The following is a 25,622-nucleotide window of genomic DNA, read 5'->3' as shown; positions in this document are numbered from 1 at the left end:
ACGATCACATCGATTCTATTTTACCTATATCGCTAGCTTATAAGTATAAAAAAAGACAAGCCTTCTCCTTTTGAACATGGAGATGATGCTTGTCTTTCTCTTTTATACAAAAGCGAACATACGTGCTATAATGAGGGATGCATAGTCTCGCCTTGAATCGGTGAAAAGTGATTCGCAAACTGTACAGGTAACGAAGTGGATGCTGCCCAATTCGCTTGATCCATCACTTGAAAATGGATATGAGGTTCGCTAGAATTGCCAGAATTACCACATTGTCCGAGAACTTGACCACGCTTCACCGTATCACCGACTTGAACATCAATCGAGTGTTGTCGGAAATGAGCAAGCATACTGTATTCACGATCAGCATGTTGAATGATAACGTAATTGCCAGCAGGTTGTTGTTCATTTGTTGAACCTACAGGCTTGTTATCAGCAATATTGTTCACGACTTTAACGATTTTGCCATCAGCAGGTGCAGTTACAGGTCTACCAAAAGCAAAATAACTTTTGTTCTTTTTCGGATTGCCCCGATAAGAAGATCCATCCTGAGTCACGATTAGATCATAAGCATACCGTTGATTAGGATATTCATAATGATAATTGACCAGTGTATTCGAACCACCCCAGACCACTTGCCAATTTTGCTGAACAGGTGGGCTAAATATCGTCTGTGTCTGAATATGATCGGTTGCCGGGTACTTTTCTAGATCATTTACACGTAATCCTAAAATCGTATGATCTGGATAATCAGGAAGCTGATCTGCAAAGACAGCAACGATTCCACGGCGTTGTTGTTCATCGATCCATACTTTGCGAATCGTATGATCGTGCTTGAGTTCGGATATCGATTGATAACCTTGTACACCATCGCTAAAAGAAGAGATCACTTTTAAAAAAGTATCCCATGAGACTTCTTGTTTGAACGCTTGTGAAGTCTGCGAATAAATTTGCTCATAATTGCCTTTCATTAATTCATTGGTAAGATGATCGGGATGAATTGGATATTCAGATGTATCGCTAGGAGTGACACGTACAGATTGTGAAGTTTTAGTTTTATGCATAAGACGTTCTCCTGACTGTATGGTAAAAGATGGCGTAGCTACAGATGAAGAAGCAAGATGATCTGGATTACAACTGGTAAGAATGAGACTCATAAGTGAACCATATACAGTGATACGGAGCCATTTTGATAAGGTTCCCATAGTAACGCTCCTTTGAAAGATGGTAAGAAAAGGTTTTTCTATTTTGAACTATTGGCTTGTTTATAGCTATTTTACTATGGATTAGAAACATAAAAAGATGAATAGCAAAAAATTAACATTCACCGAACAAAATAAATCGTTCATTTACAAAACAACAAGAATAACTTGATGGCTCGGCAGAAAGGAAGATTTTTGTATTATGATGGGTAAATCGCATTTTATTATTAGTACTGGAGTCACTGTTTCTTTGATGACACTTGCAGGTATACCTGTGACATCAGCAGCTGTTGTAGCAGCGGCTGTTAGTTCTTTATTACCCGATATTGATGAGCCTAATTCACTACTTGTATCCAAAACATTATCTGAACCTCTGTTACGTGTATTGCAGACGGTTATGCTTGTAGCTGTTGTGTGGATTTTGTGGAAAGGGTTATTTGGAATGCCGTGGGATATAGGGATCGCTGTAGCGGTGGTCTTTATCGCTTTTTTACCAGTGCGTTCGTTACGCAAATTTGTAATGTTTATGATTGGTGTCGGTATGATTATTTATGGTCGAGACATAGCTCCGTGGAATTATATGGCGGGATGTTTGCTGATTATCTGTACATTTTTACCACACCGGGGATTAACGCATACGATTTATGGAACAGCCGCATGGTCAGCATTGTTATATGGAACAACCGCTCATTTAGGGAAAAGTATCTGGATTGCAGGTGGAGTCTCTTATTTTCTACATTTATTGGCCGATTCGCTTACAAATCGAGGAGTGAAGTTATTGCCTCCTTTGAAATGGAGATTGCGTTTTAATCTAATGAGCACAGGGACTAAAAAAGGAGATAAATTTGAAAATATCTGTATAGTACTGACACTTATTTTGCTTGGAATTGTCTTTTTACCAAAGTTATCAGGCTAGAACGAAAAAAAGTATACACAATCATAAAAGAATCATGCAGGAAGTTCCCTCTGTATCGCTAATTGATATAGTAAGCACGGAATCTATGAATAAGCGACAGGGGGAAAAGACAATGAGTGAGCAACCGATGAATGAACAAGAACGTGAAATGATGGAAAAGCTGATGGAAGTACAGGGTGGAGTACATAATTACAGCAGTGAGGAATCTTGGGTTAAGCCAGAAGATCCGTACATTTTGGAACGATTAGAATGGTTCAAAGATCAGAAGCTAGGGCTGATGATGCATTGGGGTCCTTATTCGCAGCTCGGCGTAGTCGAGTCCTGGGCGCTTAGTGATGATGATGGTGATTGGTCAAGAGACGGCATCGATTGGCAATCGGATAAAGAAGAATTAAAACGAGAGTATTTTGATCTTAACAAAACATTTAATCCGATTCGCTTTCAACCGGAAGTCTGGGCAGAACTTGCGGCAGAAGGTGGATTCAAATATTTAAATTTTACAACTAAGCATCATGATGGATTTTGTATGTGGGATACGCATACAACAGATTATCGTATTACAGGAAAAGATACTCCTTTTCACCAGCATAAATATGCCGATATTGTAGGTAATGTGTTTAATGCTTTTCGAGAAAAAGGGTTAGCGATCTCTGCTTATTTCTCCAAAGCTGATTGGCATACTCCGTATTACTGGGCAGATGGCATGGAGCGCGGACAAGATTCATGGCGTGGACCTACGTATGATCCTGCTGAATATCCGTGGTTATGGGAAAAGTTTGTTGAATTTACACATGAGCAGATTTTGGAGTTATTGACCAAGTACGGACGAATCGATGTCTTGTGGTTAGATGCGGGTTGGGTTAGACCGGGCAAAGGTAATCAAGATATTCGTCTAGGTGAGGTGGTAGAAAAAGCGCGGGAACAGCAACCGTGGTTATTATCAGCAGACCGTACCGTAGGCGGCGCCTATGAAAATATCGTGACTCCGGAACAGACGGTTCCTGAGCATGCGATGTCGATTCCTTGGGAAAGCTGTGTCACGATGGGAACTTCTTTTTCTTTCCGATATGAAGATAAATATAAATCGGTACGTGAATTGGTGCATATGTTGATGGAGATTGTAGCCAAAGGTGGTAATCTAGCATTGAATGTAGGGCCACAACCCGATGGACGTTTGCCAGAAGGGGCTATCGAGCGCATCAAAGGATTAGGCGCGTGGCTCAATATATATGGAGAAGCAGTCTATGGAACACGTAGTGTTGCGCCAGTCTACACACAAGGTTGGGCATTTACAGGTAAAGCTGCTCAGAAGACAGTCTATGCTACTTATTTATATACCAATGCAGCGATGGTGATTCCATCTACGATGAGTATCCCTTATATGGAGCAGATCGACAACATCGATTTGTTAGGCGAAGAAGTAATTGAAGGGCTAGACTTTGAACAAAATGAAGAAGGTATTATTGTGACATTGCCTGAATTGATCACCGATGTTACGACTGCACCAATCGCTCATGTATTTCGTATTCTACAATCATAAATTAATAATGAATCTATACGACAAAAAAGAGTGGTTATCGCAACCACTCTTTTTGTTTGGCACAAAGTAAACGTAAAAGCGCTAAAAAGAACGTATGTTCGATTAATAGTCAAAAAAATAATACATCTCTGGTGGGATGCCTGTTCGTTTGGCAAAAGCTTCGGTCGTTTCTCCGATCCGTTGCTCTTGCCCGGCAGTCAATAATGTAATCGCAAAATAGTTAGCTTGTCTTTCTAATTTACCCGGCCAAAAATAAGAATGTTCTTCTAAAAAAAAGCGATTAATGCCTTTATGCAACCGATCATGTCCAAGTTCGTGTGCACATACGAATCGCTGCCATTGATCCGAAAGCCCTTCATTAATAATAATAAAGCGTCGTCTCAATTTTTTGTAGTATAAACCTTTGGTGGATTTACCAAGATCCATGTAGCGAATATGTATGCCGAGCGCTTCAGCAATTTCAAAAGGGCAATTCGTTTTATATTTGCGGACCAGATGAGCTGCGTTCTCTTCCATCGTTACAAGCCACCTCCGAGCGCTTAATCGAATAAGCGCGACTTCTTCTAGTCTGATAAGAAAGTGATTTTGGCAAAGCAAAACTTCTTTCAATGAAGCGCTTGGCAGTAAAAGCGCATTTTTTCTATTGATATAATTGCTTACTATACATTAGATAAAGTGTTTACTTGGATGTAGAATCGTCGGAAGAAAGAGGTTTACGTTTATTCATATGTTTGGCTTCCCAGAACAAACCGGTTAATACATCTTTGATCCGTTGCTTATCTTCATCATCCAGTGGCACTCCATCAAACATTAATTCACCATCTTCCTCTAACATCTTTTTAAAATCTCGTTTATCGCGCGAGCTTGCCCATTCTGGGATTTGCTCTGCTTCTTCAGGGCGCAGGTAACCTGCCTGATCCATCATTTCGGAATAAGAAACAGCCAGCGCTTTCGCTAGCTTTTCGATCGTTTGCGGTTTGGGCACACCACGTCTACCATTTTCGATTCGCGAAATTTGTGAAGTGCTGATGCCGGCGATCTCTGCCAACTGATTAATACTCCAGTGTTTTTGCTCACGTATTTGTTTCAAATATAGACCAAATGAAAGATTATCCACCGACAATACACCCTTTCTATAGGTACACTTACGAAATATTCAATGAAAGTAAGAACACTTATAATATACCCTAGTATTGCCATTAGGTAAACATTGTCTTTTACTTCTTTGCCAAAAGGTATGGGTTTGTAAGAAAAAGCGAGATAATGTATCCTTTTTGCGCAAAAATCGCTTTATTTCCGGTTTTACCAATATTCTCCGGTGTGTTATTGTAAAAATATAAAATACGAACAAAATACGAACAAGATCAATAAATTGGAATTTATAATGGTTTATTGATTGGAAAAAGATGTTTTATTTCTTGATTTATTGCCAAAAGGTAATGAAGAGAAAACCACTTTTATTGCCAACTGGTTGTATCTTTTCAGTGTCTTTCTACTTTATATCTATACTAACCCTATTAAAGGAGTGTTACCTCATGAATTTACTTACTGCTTTGCCTGAATTAGATCGCCGTCAAACACGTACTGCTGTAGAAGCTGTATTTGAAAAATATCGGATTTATAAAACTATTACTTTTGAAATGCGTGAAACGTCGATGACCGCTTCTTATCAAGAACGGATGCATGGACCAACCAATGTAACTAGCGATTCAACTGCGAATGCAGCTATCTATAATGTAGATACTCCTGCGGCACGACGTGCCTATTGCGAACGAATTGAAGCCATTGTAGAGCGGTTAGGCGAACGTGAACAATTACTATTAAAAGAAAGATACCTCAAACACGATGATGTATTCGATTATAAAGTGTACAGCTATCTGTTCGATCCACCGATTAGCAAAGATACGTATGTTAAAGTAAGAACCAAAGCTTTTTACAAAATGGCATTGGCGCTTGCCGATACAGGCATGATTAAGTTAGATGAATTGATGCCTAAAAAAAGTCGTACACGCCGAAGTACAGAAGTTCCTTATAGTTCTTAATCGTTACATCGTTGATATAGATTAATTCAATCATGTTCATGAAGATAAGAGCCCAATGCTAAAGTGGAATAGAACTTATGTATTATGTTACGGTTAGACAGATATCAATAGAAATGAGGCGTAATGATGAGTCTAAAATCAAAACCTGCATGGTGGATCAAAGTCGCAACAGCATCCGTATTGCTTTGTGCAGTCGATATCGTACGTTCTCGCAAAGTAGTCAGCCAACCTTTTCCCAATACTGTAGATCCATCAACAGACGACGATCTGGCGAAATGAATAAATGTCCAATCCTATATCAATTGTCCAAAACGTTTGCTTACGAGCAAGCGTTTTTTTGTTTTTCTCTTATCTGTTGGACTTTATCTTCTATAGAAGAAAAGCATTTCCAGAGGCGTAAAATCCTTTGTAAAGTCGTTACTATCCGCAAAAACCAAGCAGAGCAAGCCCTAATCTAAAGGCTCTTCTTTTTACCGCCGTAAGTCCCCTATTAACCGTCCTTTTTTCGTCCGATACACCGTCTCCATTAGGAGAAAAACGAGGTAAGATTGTATTATCGGAAATGAAGCAAAAGGAACACCGCAGGAGCATGAATGCTCCAGAACCCACTGCCTAGGAAAACGGCATGCTTGTTATCAGTACTATAGATAAAGCTAAAATAGCGGTGTAAAAATTCCTTATTTCATTTCCGACAGTTTATAACCGAAGGAGGTGAGCATCCTTCTCGGTAAAGGAGGAAAAGAATTATGGATGCACAAGAAGTCATCCATCAAGTACAACTGTCTTTGACAACGAAATTTCCTAATGTACCGTTCTATCGTACGGATCAGCATGAGACAGAGCAACCACGTATTGAATATCGCTTAGTCTCTGTGGATTTTACTAGAGAGCGTAGCGATCGCTTTGTACGTATGTATACATTAGAAATTCGTTATATTCCTAAGACAGGCGAATCACATGATTATCAGACTGAATCTTTATTTGAAGCTTTAGAAACGATTGGACATGAAGATACTTTGTGTCGTGCTAGTGAGCTCCGTTGGGATACAGATGATGGAATACCTCGTATGAGAGTTAATTATCCTGTTCGTACAGTTAAACCACCATTACCAGGTGTATTAATGGGAGAATTAGATCAGCATCTTCGAGCTGTACCACAACGCTGAGCGAATATAGCGAAATCGTTCATTAAATAAAGATATAAAGGAGAACTTTTTATGCCAACAGAAACTACCATGTATCGAAAAGAACAATTTATGCAGGCAAGTCAGTTTACACGTTTAGAAAAAGATGTATTAGAAGGTCTTTTGGAAGAAGAAAGTACCTATACGATGGAACAAGCAAAAGAACATTTAAACCAATTTATGAATGAGGAGGCCAAATAAATGGCTGGTGGAACATATACTACACAAAATAAAATTCGTCCAGGTGTCTATATTAATTTTGTATCAGAGGGTCAATTACCAGGTACTTTAGGAGAGCGAGGAACAGCAAGTATTGCTTTGAATCTTGACTGGGGCGCTTCCAAAAAAATGGTAACTATTGTAGCAGGTGATAATACTCAAAAAACACTGGGCTATGATTATACTTCTTCTCAAATGATGTTGATTCGTGAAGCGCTTAAACGTGCACAAAAATTGATTGTCTATCGTCTAAATGATGGAGAAAAATCAACAGTTAAAGCAGGTGTATTGACTGCTACTGCTCGTTATGGTGGTATTCGTGGTAATCAATTAACAATTACTGTCGAAAAAAATATTAACAATGAGACTTTATTCGATGTTAGTACTTTGCTAGATGGTTCTAGTGTAGATAAACAAACAGTAAGTAACGCAAAAGAACTGGTAGCTAATGATTATGTTGTATTTGCAGGCGAGGGTGCTTTAACAGCTACTGCTGGGGCTCCATTGGTAGGTGGTACAAGTGCAGCAGCAACAAATGCTGACCATACTGCTTATTTGGCAGAACTGGAAGCATTGGAATTTCAAACGGTTGGTTTAATTTCGGATGAAGCTTCCCTTAAATCGGTTTATGCTGCTTATATTAAGCGTCTACGTAATACAGAAGGTAAAAAGGTACAAGCTGTTCTTGCTAACTATCCAAATGCCGATCAAGAAGGAGTAATTAGCGTAAAAAATGGTGTTGTGCTTACAGATGGAACAGTACTAGATGCTAAAAAATCTGTAGCATGGGTAACAGGAGCAACAGCAGGAGCGGCAGTCAATTCTTCTTTAACCTATACAGCATATGATGATGCTGTCGATGTAAACGGCAAATTGACACATTCAGAAACAGAAGCGGCATTGCAAAAAGGTGAATTTGTATTTACGGCTGTGAATGATCGTGCTGTAGTTGAGCAGGATATCAATACCTTTGTATCCTATACACCTGAGAAAGCACGTCATTTTGCTAAAAACCGTGTTGTACGCGTATTGGATAGCATCGGTAATGATATGAAGCGTATTTTCGAATCGTACTTTATTGGTAAAGTAAACAACAATAACGATGGTCGTAGTCTTTTCCGTTCGCAATGTATTGCATATCTAGATGATCTGCAAAATATTGGTGCAGTTCAAAACTTTAATGCCCAAACTGATATTACAGTGACTGCTGGCAATGAAGTAGATAGTATTGTTGTTGAATTAAATGTACAACCAGTAGATTCCGTTGAAAAAGTATACATGAAAGTGAAGGTGGTTTAAGATGACATTCTTAAAAGCAAAAGATACCATTTCAGGGCAAGAAGGACGCGCATTTGCTACTATTAATAATCAGGTAGAAGAAATGTTTTATATCAAAACATTAGAAGCTACGGTAGAAAAGCAAAAAGCAGAAGTGAAAACATTAGGTCGACGCGGAGTACAGCATAAAGCTACAGGATGGTCAGGTTCAGGTACAATGACCATTTTTTATATGACTTCACGTTTCCGTCAAATGATGTTGGATTATATGAAAACAGGTGTGGATACGTATTTCGATATTGAAGTTACGAATGAAGATCCTACATCTAGCATTGGATATCAAACTATTACTTTGCGTGATGTTAACTTGGATAGCGTAATTATGGCTTCGTTGGACACAGAATCAGATGCGCTAGAAGAAGAAGTAGCATTTACGTTCGATGGTGTAGATATTAATAACAAATTTGGTACGCCTGCTCTATAATTGATTAAATTAATACGGATAACAACTTATTAATAATATATAAATAGATGCCTGATCTTCTAGATGAATGATTCTTCATGGAATCCTATTCTTAAGAAGATCGGGTTATTCTATATTCTGTTATGAATCAACTAAACTATTACCTAACTTTCAGGAGGAATTATTCATGAGTGAATTAAGCTTATTTTTTGCACAAAACGTATCATCTGACGTGGTAGAAGAATTTATTGTATCTTCACGATTTAAAGACGCAGAAGGGAAAGCTGTATCTTGGAAATTGCGTAGTATGAACGAAGATGAGAACCAGGAGTGTCGTAAAGCCGCTACACGCAAAGTCAAAGGGAAAAATGGAGTATATACACCCGAAATTGATCCTAACGAATATATGGCTAAATTGATGGCTGCTAGTGTAACTTATCCTGATCTTAAAAATTCAGATTTGCAAAAATCATATGGTGTATTAGGAGCAGAATCATTACTTCGTAAAATGCTATTACCCGGTGAATTTGCAGCCTTGGGTGAACGTGTACAAGAATTGAACGGTTTTAACCGCGATATGAACGAACTGGTAAATGACGTAAAAAACTAATTAAAGAGGGCGATAGTGAAGCAAACTTTGCCTACTACGCCCTCCACGAACTCAACATCCTTCCACACGATCTGATGAAGATGTCCCTATACGAACGTGCCGCTATCTATGCAATGATTTCTATTCGTGTAGAAGCGGAAAAGAAGGCTCAGAAAAAAGGAAAGAGGCATTAGTGTTATAAGTTAAGGAGGTGGAAAAGTGTTTAATTTTGATCCTAATTTAGCAGCAAATCGTATAGCAGAAAGTTTTAATACAGCAGGAATGCTTCGAGAAAGTATTAATAAGTTTATTAAATTGAATTCTGTATCTATGTATACAAATTTTTGGGATAGTGCTACAGCAAGTGCTGCCAAAACAGCCATTAAAATTAGTCAAGCGAAACAAAATCAAGAAGAATTAAATAAAAAAGTGGTAGAAGGTACTGGAAGTGCAGTCAAATTAGGAGAAGCTTTGAAATCAGTAAGTGCTCAAGCATGGACAGGTTTAAAGTTTGTTGGAAGTTATGCTAAAGATGCTTTAATTAGCGCGGGCGAAGATCAATCCACAAAACAAATATTTATATCACGTGCTGGAAATCCTGAAGTTGGTGGAGCAATGTTTGAGCAATTCAAACAGGATGCAATTGATTCCGGAGCTAACGTAAAAGAAGCATTAAAAGGTTCTCAAATATTTATGTCTGGTACTGAAAACACGGATCAGATTAGAGATTTGAATAGTCTAACAGTAAGACTTCAAAAGCTTTCAGGAACTGAAAATAGCGAATCAGAAATTGCTAAAATTATTTATGGAGGAATGAAAGGTAGAGAAGCACCTTTAACAGCTTTTAATATTCCAGCAACTGCAGCTGAAAATGATAATTTAATGGAACTTGGTAAAGCAGGAAATATTGATGGTTATATCACTGCTATGAACGAAATTATGACAAAAAGGGGTATGACTGAGGAAGCTTTAAAGACAATGATGGATGCACCAACCGAACGTTGGGGAACTTTGATGACTAATTTCAAAATGACTATGATTGATATTGGTTTAGGAGCATTAACAGCATTATTACCATTATTGGATATGTTAAATACAGCTTTTCAAGCAGGAACCTTTCAACCTTTCTTTGATATGCTTACAAATGGTTTAGCGCTTGTATCTCAAGTATTTGTATGGCTAATAACTAATTTGCCTGTTGCATGGCAGGTCATAGTCGATTCTATATCTGTACTTGGAAATGTTTTATATAATATTATGGTTATTATTATTGGACTTATTCCATTTATTCTTGCGTTAGCAGTAATGTGGTTATTTTTAAATGCAGCAATGATTATGGGAAGAGTCGCTGCTGTAGCATACGCTATAGGTGCAAATATTGCAGCAGTTGCACAAAGAATTTTTAATTTAGCAATGAGTGCTAATCCACTAGGTATAATTATCGCTTTAATATTGGGAGTAGTTACAGCATTTTTTACACTAGGAAGCATAGCTGGTGGTGTCAAAGAAGTTTTAAGTAATGCTTTTGGCTTTATTATGGATTGTGCCGAGAATGCTGTGAATTTTATACTCGCTGTTATTAATGCAGGAATTAAAGGTATAAATGCAGTTTCTGGATTTTTCGCTGATTTACTTGGAATAGAATCGAAAGAAATTCCATTGATTGAGGCTACAGCAGATTTTTCAGGAATTAAAAAGTCAGGCCAAAATTTTATTAAAGATTTTTCAATGGATAAGCTTACAAATTCATTAAATCTTGATAATTTGCTAGGTAGTTCTCCAAAAGCACCCAAAGATACAAGTGCTGCAAGTCAATTCAAGCAGGAATTACCAAAAGGAGCCGGAGCTACTATGCCATCTGCAGGCATGCCTTCGACTTCTAGTGCTATGCCAGCGATATCCTCACCAACAATGCCAGCAACAGTTGATAATGTAAACAATGTAAATAATGTTGGTAACATTGAGGGAACTGTTGACATTTCAAGTGAAGATCTCAAAATGATGCGTGATCTAGCAGAACTCCAAGCAATCCAAAATTTTGTAAGTCTCACTCCTACTGTCCAAGTCACTACAGGCGATATTAACAGTGGTGCTGACCTGGATACGATTGTTGGACATATTGGTCGAAAACTAGAAGAAGAATTTGTATCGACCGCTCAGGGGGTGTATATCTAAATGGAGGAGTACGGTTTTTTTCTGAGTTTTAATAATGAATCTGAAGCAATGCGACTTCCTGTAAATCCAGAAAAATTAGAAATTAACGCATCTGGAGATGGAAAATCATACAATATTGTTGATCTGGGAGAAATTAACTCGATTCAGCCTAATAAACTGCGTGAAATTACAATCGAAAGCTTTTTCCCAGGACAACGCTATCCATTTGTAGTAGGTAATACTTTATATACTCCTTATCATTATGTTGAAATGATTCAAAAGTGGATGGAGAAAAAGCGCCCCCTTCGTTTTGTATTCTCAGGACTGAATGTACCTGAATCCTCTCTCGATGAGAAAATAAAATTAAACACACAGATTGGAGACATCGAATCTGAACGTTTTCGATCAAATGAAGCATTTATGGCTATCAATATGGCAGTCAGTATTGAAAAATTTGATTGGTCAATTGTAGCTGGGGATTCAGGAGATATTCAATTTAAGTTATCTTTGAAAGAATATGTTTTTTATCAAGCGCTAAAACTTAAATTTAAAGAAGCTAAAACAGAAGTCAAAAAAAAGCGTGCTGATACTAAAGAAGCATCAAGTACGTATACAGTGGTAGCCGGTGACTCACTCTGGAAAATAGCTAAAAAGAAGCTAGGTGATGGTAGTCGTTATCGAGAAATTCAAAAATTGAATAAGATCCCAGATAGCGAACTTCGTAAACTTTCTATAGGTAAAGTCATCAAATTGCCACAGAAAGAGGCAGCTAAATGATTAAACTATATATTGATAATAAAATGGGTAAAATGTGGGATGTTTCTAATATTGTAACTGATATCACTTGGAAAACTAGTCGTACAGGCAAACCAGCTACTCTTGAATTTACACTTGTTAGTGATGGATTATATCAATGGAAAGATTTTGATGTGCAAAATGGATATATTGTTCGATTTAGTCACAATTTAAAAAATCTGTTTTATGGGTATGTTTTTTCAGTGAGCACAGGTACAGATAATGAAATTAAACTTACCGCTTATGATCAAGTAAGATATTTACTAGGAAACGATACTTTTGTATTTACAAATGTAACAGCAGACGAAGTCATACGTACTATTGCGGTTAAAAATAATTTAAAAATAGGTACACTTGCAAAAGGTAGTTATATTATTCCTTCTATGATTGAAGATAATAAAAAGCTGCTGGATACGATTATGAAAGCTCTAGATTATACGTTAGCTTATGGTACACAATTACTTGTTTTCTATGATAATTATGGACAGCTTACACTAGAAAGTAATACAACCACTGAACCTGTTGTTGTGTTAGGGAAAGGACACTTTTTATATGATTATTCTATAAAAAAGAGTATTGATTCCGAGACATATAATCGTATCAAAATGTATAAAGATAACAAAAAAAGCGGTAAACGCGAAATTTATATTGATCAAGATAGTCACAATATTGCAAATTGGGGTTTGCTGCAAAAATATGAGAAAGCCGAAGATAGCTGGAATGATGCACAGATTAAAGAAGCATCAGCTAAGATGCTTACACTTTATAATCGTGAACAGATTAGTTTATCTGTAGAAGCATTAGGCGATCATCGCGTAAGAGGTGGCAAGTTCGTATATATTTTGCTAAATGAATTTAAAAACCAAGTGTATCTTGTAGAAGGATGCAGTCACAAATTTTCTGGGGGCGAACATACTATGTCTCTTGATGTGAAAGTGGTGTAAAGATATGTTAGATATTATTCGTAAAGCAAGTCTTGGAGCAGTATCTAATACGAATCCAATGGCAGCTTTGTACGGGACCGTTCTTAGTATTTCTCCACTAGAAATTAGTGTAGAACAACGATTCAGTTTGCCTGCTTCTGCCTTAGTCATTCCTGAAACTATTGTTAAGCTAGGTTTACAGCCAGGAGACCGAGTATTGTTACTTCGTATTCAGGGCGGCCAAAGTTATGTTGTATTAGATCGTGTGGTGGACAGCCTATGATTCCTATTGGTTTACAATTACCTCCTGAACAAGCAATAGATACCGAAACTGTTACAATGCCTGGTTTAACGTATCAGGTAGGTTGGGAACGTGGTGTAATCACAGGTATGATTGATGGATTAGATTCTATTCGTCAGGCTGTGTTGAAAATACTCAATACAGAACGATATCAATATCTTATTTACAGTGAAGATTATGGTACAGAATGGCAGCAGATTCTAGGACAAGACCATCTTTTTGTCCGCGCTGAGATTCAACGTATGATCACAGAAGCATTACTTCAAGATGATCGAATTGAGCAAATTGTGGATTTTCAGACGTATTGGACATCTGGTGAAGACATTCGAGTGAGCTTTACGGTACAGACACGTTATGGATCATTTCAAATTAATGAGGAGGTGAGTTAGATCTATGTATGAATCACAAACGTACGAAGTTTTACTTGAACGTATGCTTGATCGAGTCTCTGATAAATTAGATAAGCGTGAAGGTAGTATTATTTATGATGCATTAGCACCTGCTGCTATTGAGTTAGCCCAAATGTATGCAGAGTTAGATATACAAATGAATTTGTCTTTTGCAGATACAGCAAGTGGTGAATATTTGGAGAGACGTACAGCAGAATATGGGATCAAGCGTCAAGCTGCTACGTATGCTGTACGTAAAGGATTATTTTTTGAAGGAGACGGTAGTAAAGTAGACGTTGCTATTGGTATTCGTTTGGCAAGTGGAGATTTAATTTATATGGTTAGTCAAAAACTTGCACTAGGTGAATATACATTGACTTGTGAAACGGCAGGTGAAGTAGGGAACTCACCTTCTGGAACGCTTCTACCACTAGACTATATCCAAGGTCTTGCTGTAGCAGAGTTAGGAGAAGTTCTTGTACCTGGTGAAGACATCGAAAATGATGAAACGTTACGTGCCAGATATATACAAGCGATCAATGAGCAACCTTTTGGAGGTAATATCTCAGATTATAAGAAAGAAATTAATGAAATTGAGGGTGTGGGTGGAGTAAAAGTATTTCCAGTGTGGCAAGGTGGAGGTACAGTGAAATGTACGATTATAGCAAGTGATGGTCGTGCTCCTTCTAGTGAATTATTAAATCGAGTTCAGACCATTATTGATCCTATTGTAAATCAAGGCACAGGAATAGGTATTGCTCCTATTGGTCATCGAGTGACTATTACTGGAGTACAAGAAGTTCCTATTACTATTAGCACACGTCTTATATTGGATACTGGAACAACAGTAGGACAAGTACAAGCAGACCTTAATGATATTTTGTCTGCGTATATCAAGGAATTGACAACATCTTGGAAAGATGTAGAACAAATTATTATTCGTCTAAGTCAATTAGATGCGCGTATTGTGAGTGTTCGAGGAATTGCTGATGTGAATAACACCAAAATTAATGGAAATGCTAGTAATTTTACTCTGCAACCTGAACAAATAGCAATTTGGGGAGGAGTCGATAAGCTTGAGTAAAAGGTTAATGCAATATGAGCCCGAATATTATCATCAAGTACGTGAATTTATTGCTTTACTTGATGCGGAAGAACCAGAATTAGATCTTTTAGAAGAGAAAAGAATTCGTTTGTTAGAAGATCAATTTGTTATGACTTCAAGTGAACTTTCTATTCGTCGTCGGGAATTGCAATTACACATTCAAGCTGATCCTGTACAAGAATCTTTAGATTTCCGTCGCCGTCGAATTATTAATCGTTATACAACCAAACCGCCCTTTACCATTCGTTATTTGCAACAAAAATTAGATCAATTGCTAGGTACAAATAAAGCAGTTGCAACCGTAGATATTCAGAATTTCATTTTAAAAATCACTGCAAATCTTACAGATGCATCCGTATTTAATGAGGTCAATTATACGGTACAAAGTATCAAACCTGCTAACTTACTATATGTACAAGGAACTTCTTTGCAAGAATCACTGGTTTTAGCAGAAAAAGCTTATTTCTCAGGGACAACACGTAATACTAAATTATCTACACGTTGGAAATTAGGAAGTACTCCGTTTACCGAACAGGGAGAGGAGATTCGAGTAATATGATTACAACTAAATATTTACAAGAGGTAGCTGCATATACAGATCGCCGTATTGCAAAAGTTACTCTCAATGGATCGTACGATATTACAACGTTTACTGTTAAAAAAGTATCTACTTCAACCATTGAACTTGAATACATGATTAAGGCTGCAGATATTAATGCGGTCTCTTTGCTACAGCTAAAAGCCAGTAATGGAGATATTATCAGTAGTAATGAAGTCTATATTCCTGTTATTGCGGATACTGTTATTAAACAATTTATTGAAGTGAAAGGGGTTTAAGCATGGATTATCAGGCAAAAACAGATTGGTCTTATAACGATACAGTAACAGAGCAAGATATGAATCGAATCGAAGCTGGTCTTGGCGATCTGCATGAGCGTTTGGATGTTGATTCCTATGAACAACTCACCTTAAAACCAGGTCTACAAATTATAAATGCTAAAAAAAATTCACCTTTCCAATTAACAGGCTTAAAAGGTCGTACTTTGTTAAACTTAAGTGGATCTGATTGGACACCGACTAAAAACATCACAAGATTTATCAATTATCAATCTACATTGAGTATAGATAATAATAAAAGTGTAACCAGTGGAAATGCTCTTAAAATTACAGCAGCTGTAGCGAATAGCATAGCAGATGGATTTGGTAAAAATGCAGTCAATTTAATTTCAGGAAAAAAATATATTGCTCTAGGACATTTTTATAACGAAACAGGGCAAAGTATGAAGCTAGTTATTCAAAATACTGCGATAGAAAGTCCAGTGACTACTTCTAAAAACAAATGGGAGTTTGTATACGTTTCATTTGCTGCTGGAGGGAATGTTAGCAATGCTTATCCGATTGCAAGGCTAACTGCTAGTGCAGTTGGAAATGCAGGATATGCAGACGCATTACGTTTATACGAAATTTCAGATACAGAATACGCAGCTCTTTCTACAATGACATCTGAACAAATTGCTGCTACGTATCCTTATGTAGATAGTCTTTCACCTGTATGTAATCCCTATATGATTGCTTATGGCGAGAATTTGTTACCTACTTTGCAAGAATGGACAAATACAGAAGGAACGCCAAGCATTAACAATCGGTATAGTGTAGATGTAAGTAGTACTAACAAAATGATTCATAATTCTGTAGCTGTTGTACCTGGAGCTACGTATACGTTATCTGCTGTTTCTAGTGCTTCGACCGGACGCATTTTTGTATACAACACTAATGGTGCAGTAGCTTTAGCAGATAGTACAGGTAGTGGATCAATATCTGTAACATTTAAAGTACCAGTTGGAGTAAACGTAGTTGAAGTCAGGTTGCTAGGTACTGGTACAACTCCTGTTAATCTTTCTAATGTAATGCTGAATGTAGGTAGCACAGCTAAATCATTCAAACCACGAGAAGATACGATGTTAGCATTACAAACAGATTTATATGCTAATCCAGTCACTGGAACAAATGCAGATGAAGTTTTTGAGCGCGATGGACAGTATTTCCGATTAGCAAAGTGGAGAAAAATTTCATTAGACGATAATTTACCATGGGAATTATTCACATCTTTAAATGGTATGAAAATTGTCAAAGTGGATGCTTCAACTTTCAATGCTACTTTGGATGATACATCTAGTTATTTTGCTGTCAAGCACGATGGATCCATTTTAGATTACAAAACATCATCAGATCGGAAAGATCAAATACAATTAAATAATGCAACAGAAGGTAAACGTTTATTTGTTTCTATTTCTTCAATAGATAGTGGTTGGGGAGATAATTATACACCTACTTCAAATGAGATTAAAGCTTATTTTTTAGGATATAAAATGTTCGATGTTTCTTTAAATTCTGGAGATGGGACATCAATGTATAATGGGTCAAATGAAACGAATAAACGTTGGACGCCACTTGATTCTTTTAATGGTAATCGCTATTTCGGTTCTATAACTTCAGTACCAATAGAAACACCAAATAGTTCAAATACTCAGGTATATACAAAAAATCGAGAAATTACTAGTTATCAATTAGTATATCAATTATCTACACCTAATATTATTCCAGTCGTTTCAGAAGGGAATATCAGATTATTTCAAGGAAATAATCAAATTGAAGTAGGATCAGGGATAATTGTAAGAGAAGCAGTTAAACCTGAACTTGGAAAAATTGGTATAAATGCAGATCGCGCAGGCTATAATATTAATAATCCAAGTTCAAGTACATCTTCATTAACTAAGAATAAAATTGATCACTTTATTACTATCTACAAAAATAATAAAAAGGATCAATGGACTTACTATGATAAAAATCTTACTGCAGCTGGAGCTATAGCACAAAAAGAATATATAGAATATGATCAAACAGCTTCATATTCAGTAACCTATATTATGCTAAATAAACTACCTTATACTTCTTTTACTGGTAAGCTTTCTTTAAATGAAAATACATTACTAAATAAATTATTAAAAACAGAAAGTGAAATAGATACTCGTCTATCAGTAATAGAAAATAAAAAATCTAATATAGAAGAATCCTTAATATGGGTAAATCCTACGATGTTAAATGGTTGGGCTAACATATCAGGTCGTTCTCCTTTGGCTTACAGCATTAAAGGAGATATTGTCCGTATACGTGGAGAGATTAGATCTGGATCTATAGGTACAAGTGTATTTGTACTACCTACTTTAATGAGGCCACAAGCTAATGCGAGTGAATATATAGTATATAGCTATGGGAAATCTGGTATCGTTGGAGCAAGCATTGTTATATTTTCAGACGGTAGATTTGTTGTACAAAATGGTAGTTCTGAACAGATTTCTTTAGGTAATATCGAATTCTCATTATAAGGAGGTTAATTCCATGAAAGCTGTACCCAAAGTAGACGCAACTGGTCTATATATCGAAGATGTTATCCAGGACGATGCCTTTAGTGGTATCGTCCCTTTTTATACCGATCCAGCAGATACAGAATCTCCTATAGTTAGTTATCTAATCGGAACTGCTGTTCCAACTGGATTGTATCAACCGAAATGGGACTTGGACAATGAGCAATGGGTGGAAGGATTAACACAAGCAGAGATCGATGCATTAAAAGAATTATCCAATAGTCAACCTGTAACACATCTAACACAAATGCAACAAGAACTGACGAATACCCAGTTAGCCCTAGCCGATACGTTTGAACAGTTGGCTACTTCTCAACAAGAAACGACTAATCTCCAGCTGGCTGTCGCTGATCTGTATGAACAACTCACGAGCGTCACTTCAGCTCAAGGGGGTGGCAAGTAATATGGCTGCAGTTTATGTAAGTCTAATTCAAAAAGGCTTAAAAACTATTGAAGATGTACCTACGTATCAGGGGATGCGCAATCAGGTACAAGAATTATTGAATAGTGTAAAAGAATCTTAAATCTTTTCCCAAAGCCTCCGGCATTATGCCTGGAGGCTCTTTTTTAGCCTAATGAAGCAACATACTACACAATAACAGGAGGAAAGGTCCATGGGTGGGGAGGTTGAAGCCATTGTCAAATCGGTATCGACTGGTGCGGGGGCCATGATCGGGTACTTTTTCGGGGAGTGGAGTGTAATGATCAATCTACTATTGATGCTTGTCATCGTCGATTGGGTAACAGGATGGGCAGCTGCATGGATTAATGGAGAGTTAAAAAGCAGGACAGGTTATAGAGGGATCGCTCGCAAAGTCGCTATTTTCGTGATGGTTACGATCGCTCATTTTATCGATAAAGCGGTAGGGGATCTGCATTATTTTCAAGATGCTGTCATCTTTTTCTATTTAGCGAATGAATTGTTATCTGTGATCGAAAATATGGGACGGATGGGTGTTCCAATGCCTAAAGTATTACGTCATGCTGTGAAAATATTCGAATCGCACAGTGGAGAAGATGAACCCAATGAAGATACTAATTCTTCTTTGAATCGATCTAACTCTTCAACAACAACTATTAACTCTACAACCAATAGACAGATTGAGCCTGATATAAATGGAAATGTAGAGCCTAACGATTCGCACAATGACCCATCTCATCCAACAGCAGACGATAAGCCAAAGCAAGATGAAGATACAACCGTTACTGACGAACTGTCTCCAATGACACAAACTGAACGAGATCAGCAATTTGTACGTAAAGAAAACACGTTAGAAAATTTCATTTTTCCAGAGTGATATTATTGCTCATTGTAATCTATAAAGAACATGAATCTCACACCAAATCGAACCGCAAATAAAGCTGAAAGAAGGTGAATCTATGCAACCCAAAACACCTGATGGTGCGCAGGGGATTGATGTATCTCACTGGCAAGGAAGCATCGACTGGAACAAAGTCAAAGTGGATGGGAAACATTATGCGTTTATCAAAGCAACAGAAGGTACCCGGAATAAAGATGCTAAATTCATTTTTAATATCAAAGGTGCTAAAGCTGCTGGATTGTTAGTAGGGGCTTACCATTTTTTGAATGCTACCAGTCCAGCAGTAGCCAGACAAGAAGCGAACCATTTTGTGCAAAGACTGCAAGAGATCGGTGGAGCCAACGTATTGGATTTTCCGCCTGTACTCGACTATGAGAACAATCCGGGTCGACTGGATAAAAGTACGATTAGCGCTATTGCTAGAGCTTTTTTGGAAGAGGTAGAGCGCTTAACAGAGGTCAAACCTATGATCTATACAGGTAATGCTTTTGCGGCTAACTTTGATACCTCACTAAGCTCATATTCGTTATGGATCGCAAGATATAGCACCACACGAATTCCGGATGATTGTACTGCATGGAAGTCATGGGATTTTTGGCAATATTCTGATTCTGGATATGTTAGAGGAATCGGTGGTAATGTCGATCTCAATATTTACAAAGGAACACTAGTCCAATTGATCTCTACGTATGGCAAAAAGCCAGAAGAAAAACCAACCGACAAAGGAGATGAACCGATGACAGCCGAAGAGAAAAAAGCATTTCAAGCTTTAGAAGCTACAGTCAAAGCACAAGCTGAACGCATTGCTGCATTAACAGACAGTCGGGATTTACTCAAAACCAGTATTAACAAAGTAGATACTCGTATTCAACGTATCGAACAAACGCAAAAAATGGATATCCCTACATGGGCAAAAGAAGCAGTAAGTAGCGCATTAGCTACAGGTGTTATTCAAGATCCAGAAGGCGGTAGTTACGACTTTTATCGCTTGTTAACTGTATTGTATCGCAAAGGTCTGATTTAATACCCTCTGCGTAATATGAATATTTCTATTCATGAATAGCTATAAACAAATAAACAAAATAAAAATGATATTAATAAACTTTTTGGGAAATAGAAAGGAGAATAACGATGGAAGAATTAAATATTGTTTTAGCCTTTGCATCTACTTTATCTCTGATCATCTTGGCACTTGTACAAGCACTCAAAACAGCAGTAGCTATTCCTAAAAATCTAATTCCAGTGATTGGCATTGTGATCGGTGTAGGTATTGGCGCGGCGGCGTATCCGTTTACAGAATTGGGATTAGTTCCTCGTCTATGGGCAGGTGGACTTGCTGGTTTATCTGCAACTGGATTATTTGAATTAGCTTTTAATCCGAAAGTAGGAACCAGTAAAAGCATCTAATAGTGTAAGGTACAGATCCTATGATTTTTAAAATGTATATACAATAAAAAGATCCTTGGTATATCACTATATTGGTAAGTGAGTACTACTATCTAGTTTACGATATAAAAAGCATGTCTAGATCTATAAGAGAATGAAACGATGGAAGCTATTTGACTCATTGTTGAATATTGCTGCTATTCATACTATCTTTTATTTTTCTAAATGGATAACAAAAAAAGGATCTGGAATAATCCAGATCCTTTTCAATTTGAAAGTTACCACATTTACGTTGAAAGCTACCAAATTGCATGATGGAATAACTTCTTTATTTACATATATCCGATGACTCTTATAGCATCTTTATGAAAAGGTTAGCTTAAGATGCAGCTGTTGCAGTCATAGCAGGTAATTGAAGTTTTTGACCTGGATAAATCCAGTGTGCATTTGTAAGGTCGTTAAGATCACGTAAAACTTTCCAGGTTGTACCATGATCTACAGCGATTGAATACAATGTATCTCCCGCTTTAACAACATAAACATCGCTAGCTGCTGGAACCGGTTTGGTAGGAACTGGTTTTACAGGCGTTGCTGGTTTAGTTGTAGATGGCTTAGCAGGAACTGGTTTGGCCGGAGTTGCTGGCTTGGTTGTAGATGGTTTAGCAGGAACTGGCTTCGCTGGAGTTGCTGGCTTAGTAGCTGCATCTTTAGCAGGCATTGTTGCTTCGCTAATTCGTCCATCTGTTTTGATATTGACTTTGCCTAAAGACTGCATATATTCGATCAATGCTTCGTCTAATGAACCATAAATACCTGTTTGTGCTTTTCCTTTGAACATCGTGTATTCGTCTCCGCCTACAGCCATAAAGTCGTTGGTTGCTAGACTATACGTAGCTTTCAAATCAAGTGGTTTACCAGCTACAGTGACAGAGTGGACACGATCGCCTTTTTCTTTCGCTGTATCAATTTTGTAAGTCATACCTGAGACTTGAGTAAATGCGCCTTTTTCGTTCGGAAAATCGCTAGCACCGTTATTCAATGCTGCTAATAGTTCAGCACCGGTTACATTGATCGAAACGATTAGATTACCAAAAGGAAGAACAGTGATCACATCACCTTTGGTCACTTTACCGGCTGCGATTGAAGCACGGATACCACCACCGTTAGTAATCGCTACATCTGTACCCGCTGTTTTGCGCATAGCATCTGTTAACAGATCACCAAGATTTGTTTCACCTGCACGAACTTGAGTACGCTCACCGTCTAATTTGACAGAAGATTCAGCAACCGTTTCTTCAAGGATCGACTTTTGTGATTCTTGAATAGAACTTACAAGTGCTGCTACTTTAGGATCTGGAGTAACATTTGCTGCTGCTTTTTCGTCTAATACATAAGCTTGTTTCTTCTTGACTTTACCACCATCTACCCATAGATCGATAACACCCATATGTTCACCGTATTCGCCTGTACTTGCGATCAGTGTTCCATTTTCGGTTTGACCATTTTCAAGCAAAGTATGGCTATGGCCATCGATAAATACATCAATACCTGGCACTTCTTTAACTACTTTCAAGCTTGTGTCTGTACTGGATTGGTCCATACCTAAATGTCCCAAAGCTACAATCACATCCACTTTACCTTGTAGTTCGGCTACCATTTTTTTAGCAGCCACCGCAGGATCAGTAAATTCAACATCGGTTACATTTTTAGGATTTGTTTTGTAAGCTGTTTCAGGCGTTTCTAATCCGAAAATACCAATTTTGACTCCGTCCAATTCACGGATAATATAAGGTTCGAATGGAGAAGTTCCATCTTTTTCAACAATGTTAGAAGAAATGATAGGGAAGTTCGCCATTTTGGAAAGTTCTAGCAAACGATCATAACCATAATCAAATTCATGATTACCCGGCTCCATTGCAGCATAACCCATAAGGTTCATCGTTTGAATAACGCTTTCACCTTTAACCAGTGTTGCAAAAGAAGTACCATGAATCTGATCTCCGTCATCTAACAACAACGTATTCGGATTCGCTTCGCGATACAGATTAGCAATTCCTGAAAGTTTGGCGTATCCCATATAAGGAGTAGCCTCTGTAGCATGAGCATGAACATCATTCGTATGTAAGAGAGTGATATGCTTCCCAGTACCAGCATCTTGCTGTACTTGCTGATTAATACCTTCTACCGTAAGTGATGAAGGTACAGCCGCAGACATGATGCTTGAAAAGCTCAAAGTCAGCAATGCTGACGCAGCTATTGATAAAACCGTTTTCTTTTTTAACATATGAATAATATGCCTCCCTTTTGATTGTATTCTACTTATTCTATCAGCTAATTGTTAACAGTGTCACTAGGTTTCCATAAACTATTTGTAAAAAATATAATAAAAGTTAGTTAATATGACATTATGTATATAAACGTAGTCACAGCAAAGGAAATTAGAAATTTAAAATCAAAGTATATTGCGAGAACAAAAGAAAATAGAACTCAAATAAAAGAAACATCTATATAACAAAACCGCAATAAATCGATATTACTGTCGTATGATGTAGCCTTTTGTAACAAATAAACGTTTTATGTGAAAAAACATTGCCAAACAAGTAACAATGATGTAAATTAAGTTCAACCTGTGGTCAATTCCAATTTTAGCCATCATTCTCAAAATACATATACAAGAGAATATGTTGGATAAAAAGGATTGAGTACGTATCCATGATTTTCCAATTCAGAAGGGAGTTTGTTGCTTGTGAAAAAGGGATTATTGTTAATGTTTACGTTGATGCTTACGTCTGTTTTATTGTTGGCAGGTTGTACCGGAAACAAATCAGCTACAACAGCACCAGAAGCAAATGGAACAGAAGAAACCGCTGCTACAGGAGGCGGAACATTAATTGTAGGTCGTGGTGGAGATTCAGCCGCACTCGATCCAGCCATTGTTACTGATGGCGAATCACTTAAGATTGCACAACAGGTATTTGATACACTATTAGATTACAAAGAAGGAACAACTGAAGTTATGCCATCTCTCGCAGAAAGTTGGACGATTTCAGAGGATGCTTTAACGTATACTTTTAAATTGCGTGAAGGTGTCAAATTCCATGACGGTACTGATTTTAATGCAGATGCTGTTGTGTTTAACTTCGAACGTTGGAGTGACACCAAAAGTAAATATAAATTCGAAGGCGATTCCTTCGATTATTATGATTCCATGTTTGGACCGGAAGAAGAGCGCGTTATTGCAAGCGTAACCGCAACTGATCCAACAACGGTTGTATTCAAATTAAACAAACCTCAAGCTCCATTTCTCCAAAATCTAGCGATGACTTGTTTTGGGATTGCAAGTCCTAAAGCGATTGAAGATGAAAAAGAAAATTTCAAATCCAATCCAGTCGGTACAGGTCCATTTGTATTTAAAGAATGGAAACGTAGCGATTCAATCACACTCGACAAAAATCCTAACTACTGGCAAGAAGGATTGCCAAAAATGGATCAAGTCATTATCCGCTCTATTCCCGATAACACTGCTCGTTACAATGCCCTTCAAAACGGCGAAATTGATATGATGGAAGATTTAAGTCCAGATGATTTAGCAAGCTTGGAAGCCAATCCAGCTCTTCAAAAAATCAATCGTCCACCATTCAATGTTGCTTATCTCGGTTTTAATACAACCAAAAAACCATTTGATGATCCTAAAGTGCGTGTAGCACTAAATCATGCTGTTGATAAACAAGGTCTAATTGATGCGTTCTTCGCAGGACAAGCAGAACCAGCTGTCAATCCAATCCCACCTACATTATGGGGATACAACAAATCAGTAGAAGATTATCCATATGATTTAGCCAAAGCGAAGCAATTGCTAGCTGATGCAGGCTACCCAAATGGAATTGAGCAAGAATTAACGTTTTATGCAATGCCTGTACCACGTCCGTATATGCCAGATGGACGTAAAGTAGCAGAAGTCATTCAAGCAAGCTTTGAACAAATTGGTGTCAAAGTGAAAATTGAATCTCCAGAATGGGCAACGTATCTGGAAGATTTGAAAAATGGTACTAAAGACGATCTATTTATTATTGGTTGGACAGGTGATAACGGTGACCCTGATAATTTCTTCTATCCATTACTTGATAAAGATTCTATTGGTGGTAACAACTACAGTCAATATGATAGTAAAGAATTCCATGACTTGGTGGTTAAAGCTCAACAAGAGACCGATCAAGCTGAGCGTAGTAAGTTGTATGAACAAGCTCAAGTCATTGTGAAAAAAGATGCACCATGGGTTCCATTGGTACATTCTACACCGCTACTCGCAGCTAAGGCTGAATTGAAAGGTTATGTACCTTCACCAACCGGCTCAGAAGCATACACCAATGTGTATATCGAACAATAAAA

The 25,622-nt window shown here is 37.5% G+C and carries 27 protein-coding genes and 1 pseudogene; 24 read left to right on the top strand and 4 right to left on the bottom strand.

Annotated features, from left to right (window positions below):
• Positions 1–125 precede the first annotated feature (125 nt).
• Positions 126–1,205 carry a M23 family metallopeptidase gene (locus PTI45_RS03665; RefSeq protein WP_083243323.1) on the bottom strand — a complete coding sequence of 360 codons (1,080 nt, stop codon included), beginning with the start codon at positions 1,203–1,205 and terminating at the stop codon, positions 126–128.
• A gap of 199 nt (positions 1,206–1,404) precedes the next feature.
• Between PTI45_RS03665 and PTI45_RS03660 the strand changes: the two genes are divergently transcribed.
• Complete coding sequence (locus PTI45_RS03660; protein WP_069326182.1) at positions 1,405–2,118, top strand: metal-dependent hydrolase; 714 nt, start codon at positions 1,405–1,407, stop codon at positions 2,116–2,118.
• Positions 2,119–2,230: 112 nt separating this feature from the next.
• Positions 2,231–3,658: an alpha-L-fucosidase gene (locus PTI45_RS03655; RefSeq protein WP_069326181.1), complete on the top strand. Its 1,428-nt coding sequence runs from the start codon at positions 2,231–2,233 to the stop codon at positions 3,656–3,658.
• Between the two features lie 102 nt (positions 3,659–3,760).
• Here PTI45_RS03655 and PTI45_RS03650 read toward each other — a convergent pair whose 3' ends face one another.
• Positions 3,761–4,174: an ImmA/IrrE family metallo-endopeptidase gene (locus PTI45_RS03650; protein WP_069326180.1), complete on the bottom strand. Its 414-nt coding sequence runs from the start codon at positions 4,172–4,174 to the stop codon at positions 3,761–3,763.
• 163 nt (positions 4,175–4,337) lie between these two features.
• Entirely contained in the window at positions 4,338–4,775 is a 438-nt protein-coding gene (locus PTI45_RS03645; protein WP_069326179.1) for a helix-turn-helix domain-containing protein, read from the bottom strand.
• Between the two features lie 418 nt (positions 4,776–5,193).
• On the opposite strand from PTI45_RS03645, the gene PTI45_RS03640 reads away from it, so the two are divergent.
• From PTI45_RS03640 to PTI45_RS03555, 21 genes and pseudogenes are all read left to right on the top strand, one after another.
• A complete protein-coding gene (locus PTI45_RS03640) occupies positions 5,194–5,700 on the top strand; it encodes an ArpU family phage packaging/lysis transcriptional regulator (RefSeq protein ID WP_069326178.1) in 507 nt (168 codons plus the stop codon).
• Positions 5,701–5,826: 126 nt separating this feature from the next.
• Positions 5,827–5,979 (top strand): hypothetical protein, encoded by a 153-nt coding sequence (locus tag PTI45_RS24040; protein ID WP_175425111.1) that lies wholly within the window; start codon positions 5,827–5,829, stop codon positions 5,977–5,979.
• A gap of 467 nt (positions 5,980–6,446) precedes the next feature.
• Positions 6,447–6,866 carry a phage tail terminator family protein gene (locus PTI45_RS03635; RefSeq protein WP_069326177.1) on the top strand — a complete coding sequence of 140 codons (420 nt, stop codon included), beginning with the start codon at positions 6,447–6,449 and terminating at the stop codon, positions 6,864–6,866.
• 51 nt (positions 6,867–6,917) lie between these two features.
• Positions 6,918–7,085, top strand: a complete 168-nt coding sequence (locus tag PTI45_RS24035; protein ID WP_175425109.1) for a hypothetical protein — start codon at positions 6,918–6,920, stop codon at positions 7,083–7,085.
• Complete coding sequence (locus PTI45_RS03630) at positions 7,086–8,402, top strand: phage tail sheath family protein (RefSeq protein WP_069326176.1); 1,317 nt, start codon at positions 7,086–7,088, stop codon at positions 8,400–8,402.
• 1 nt (position 8,403) lies between these two features.
• Complete coding sequence (locus PTI45_RS03625) at positions 8,404–8,865, top strand: phage tail tube protein (protein WP_069326175.1); 462 nt, start codon at positions 8,404–8,406, stop codon at positions 8,863–8,865.
• Between the two features lie 166 nt (positions 8,866–9,031).
• Entirely contained in the window at positions 9,032–9,454 is a 423-nt protein-coding gene (locus PTI45_RS03620) for a phage tail assembly chaperone (protein ID WP_069326174.1), read from the top strand.
• A gap of 198 nt (positions 9,455–9,652) precedes the next feature.
• A complete protein-coding gene (locus tag PTI45_RS03615) occupies positions 9,653–11,608 on the top strand; it encodes a phage tail tape measure protein (RefSeq protein WP_069326173.1) in 1,956 nt (651 codons plus the stop codon).
• On the top strand, positions 11,609–12,364 hold the full coding sequence (locus tag PTI45_RS03610; protein WP_069326172.1) for a LysM peptidoglycan-binding domain-containing protein: 756 nt from the start codon (positions 11,609–11,611) through the stop codon (positions 12,362–12,364). It begins immediately after the preceding gene.
• Positions 12,361–13,326, top strand: a complete 966-nt coding sequence (locus PTI45_RS03605) for an XkdQ/YqbQ family protein (protein WP_069326171.1) — start codon at positions 12,361–12,363, stop codon at positions 13,324–13,326. Before PTI45_RS03610 ends, PTI45_RS03605 begins: the two co-directional genes overlap by 4 nt.
• Before the next feature lie 4 nt (positions 13,327–13,330).
• Entirely contained in the window at positions 13,331–13,588 is a 258-nt protein-coding gene (locus PTI45_RS03600) for a DUF2577 domain-containing protein (RefSeq protein ID WP_069326170.1), read from the top strand.
• Positions 13,585–13,995: a DUF2634 domain-containing protein gene (locus tag PTI45_RS03595; protein WP_069326169.1), complete on the top strand. Its 411-nt coding sequence runs from the start codon at positions 13,585–13,587 to the stop codon at positions 13,993–13,995. The genes PTI45_RS03600 and PTI45_RS03595 overlap by 4 nt, the downstream gene beginning before the upstream one ends.
• Before the next feature lie 4 nt (positions 13,996–13,999).
• Positions 14,000–15,079, top strand: a complete 1,080-nt coding sequence (locus PTI45_RS03590; protein ID WP_069326168.1) for a baseplate J/gp47 family protein — start codon at positions 14,000–14,002, stop codon at positions 15,077–15,079.
• Entirely contained in the window at positions 15,072–15,659 is a 588-nt protein-coding gene (locus tag PTI45_RS03585) for a putative phage tail protein (RefSeq protein WP_069326167.1), read from the top strand. Before PTI45_RS03590 ends, PTI45_RS03585 begins: the two co-directional genes overlap by 8 nt.
• Positions 15,656–15,937: a ketopantoate hydroxymethyltransferase gene (locus PTI45_RS03580; protein WP_069326166.1), complete on the top strand. Its 282-nt coding sequence runs from the start codon at positions 15,656–15,658 to the stop codon at positions 15,935–15,937. The genes PTI45_RS03585 and PTI45_RS03580 overlap by 4 nt, the downstream gene beginning before the upstream one ends.
• A 2-nt stretch (positions 15,938–15,939) precedes the next feature.
• Complete coding sequence (locus PTI45_RS03575) at positions 15,940–18,486, top strand: hypothetical protein (RefSeq protein ID WP_069326165.1); 2,547 nt, start codon at positions 15,940–15,942, stop codon at positions 18,484–18,486.
• A gap of 13 nt (positions 18,487–18,499) precedes the next feature.
• Positions 18,500–18,928 (top strand): hypothetical protein, encoded by a 429-nt coding sequence (locus PTI45_RS03570; protein ID WP_069326164.1) that lies wholly within the window; start codon positions 18,500–18,502, stop codon positions 18,926–18,928.
• 1 nt (position 18,929) lies between these two features.
• Entirely contained in the window at positions 18,930–19,049 is a 120-nt protein-coding gene (locus tag PTI45_RS24530) for a CD1375 family protein (protein ID WP_281181681.1), read from the top strand.
• Positions 19,050–19,139: 90 nt separating this feature from the next.
• Positions 19,140–19,574 (top strand): annotated as a pseudogene (locus PTI45_RS24450) (phage holin family protein); the annotation flags it as partial.
• A 331-nt stretch (positions 19,575–19,905) separates the two neighbouring features.
• Positions 19,906–20,871 (top strand): glycoside hydrolase family 25 protein, encoded by a 966-nt coding sequence (locus PTI45_RS03560; RefSeq protein ID WP_069326163.1) that lies wholly within the window; start codon positions 19,906–19,908, stop codon positions 20,869–20,871.
• Between the two features lie 107 nt (positions 20,872–20,978).
• A complete protein-coding gene (locus tag PTI45_RS03555; RefSeq protein WP_069326162.1) occupies positions 20,979–21,254 on the top strand; it encodes a holin in 276 nt (91 codons plus the stop codon).
• A gap of 358 nt (positions 21,255–21,612) precedes the next feature.
• Here PTI45_RS03555 and PTI45_RS03550 read toward each other — a convergent pair whose 3' ends face one another.
• Entirely contained in the window at positions 21,613–23,517 is a 1,905-nt protein-coding gene (locus PTI45_RS03550) for a 5'-nucleotidase C-terminal domain-containing protein (RefSeq protein ID WP_069326161.1), read from the bottom strand.
• A gap of 483 nt (positions 23,518–24,000) precedes the next feature.
• On the opposite strand from PTI45_RS03550, the gene PTI45_RS03545 reads away from it, so the two are divergent.
• Positions 24,001–25,620, top strand: coding sequence for an ABC transporter substrate-binding protein (locus tag PTI45_RS03545; RefSeq protein WP_069326160.1), 1,620 nt, complete (start codon positions 24,001–24,003; stop codon positions 25,618–25,620).
• Positions 25,621–25,622: the final 2 nt, after the last annotated feature.

This window comes from Paenibacillus nuruki (assembly GCF_001721045.1).
Classification (GTDB): domain Bacteria; phylum Bacillota; class Bacilli; order Paenibacillales; family Paenibacillaceae; genus Saccharibacillus; species Saccharibacillus nuruki.
This window is presented reverse-complemented; position numbering and strand designations above follow the sequence as displayed.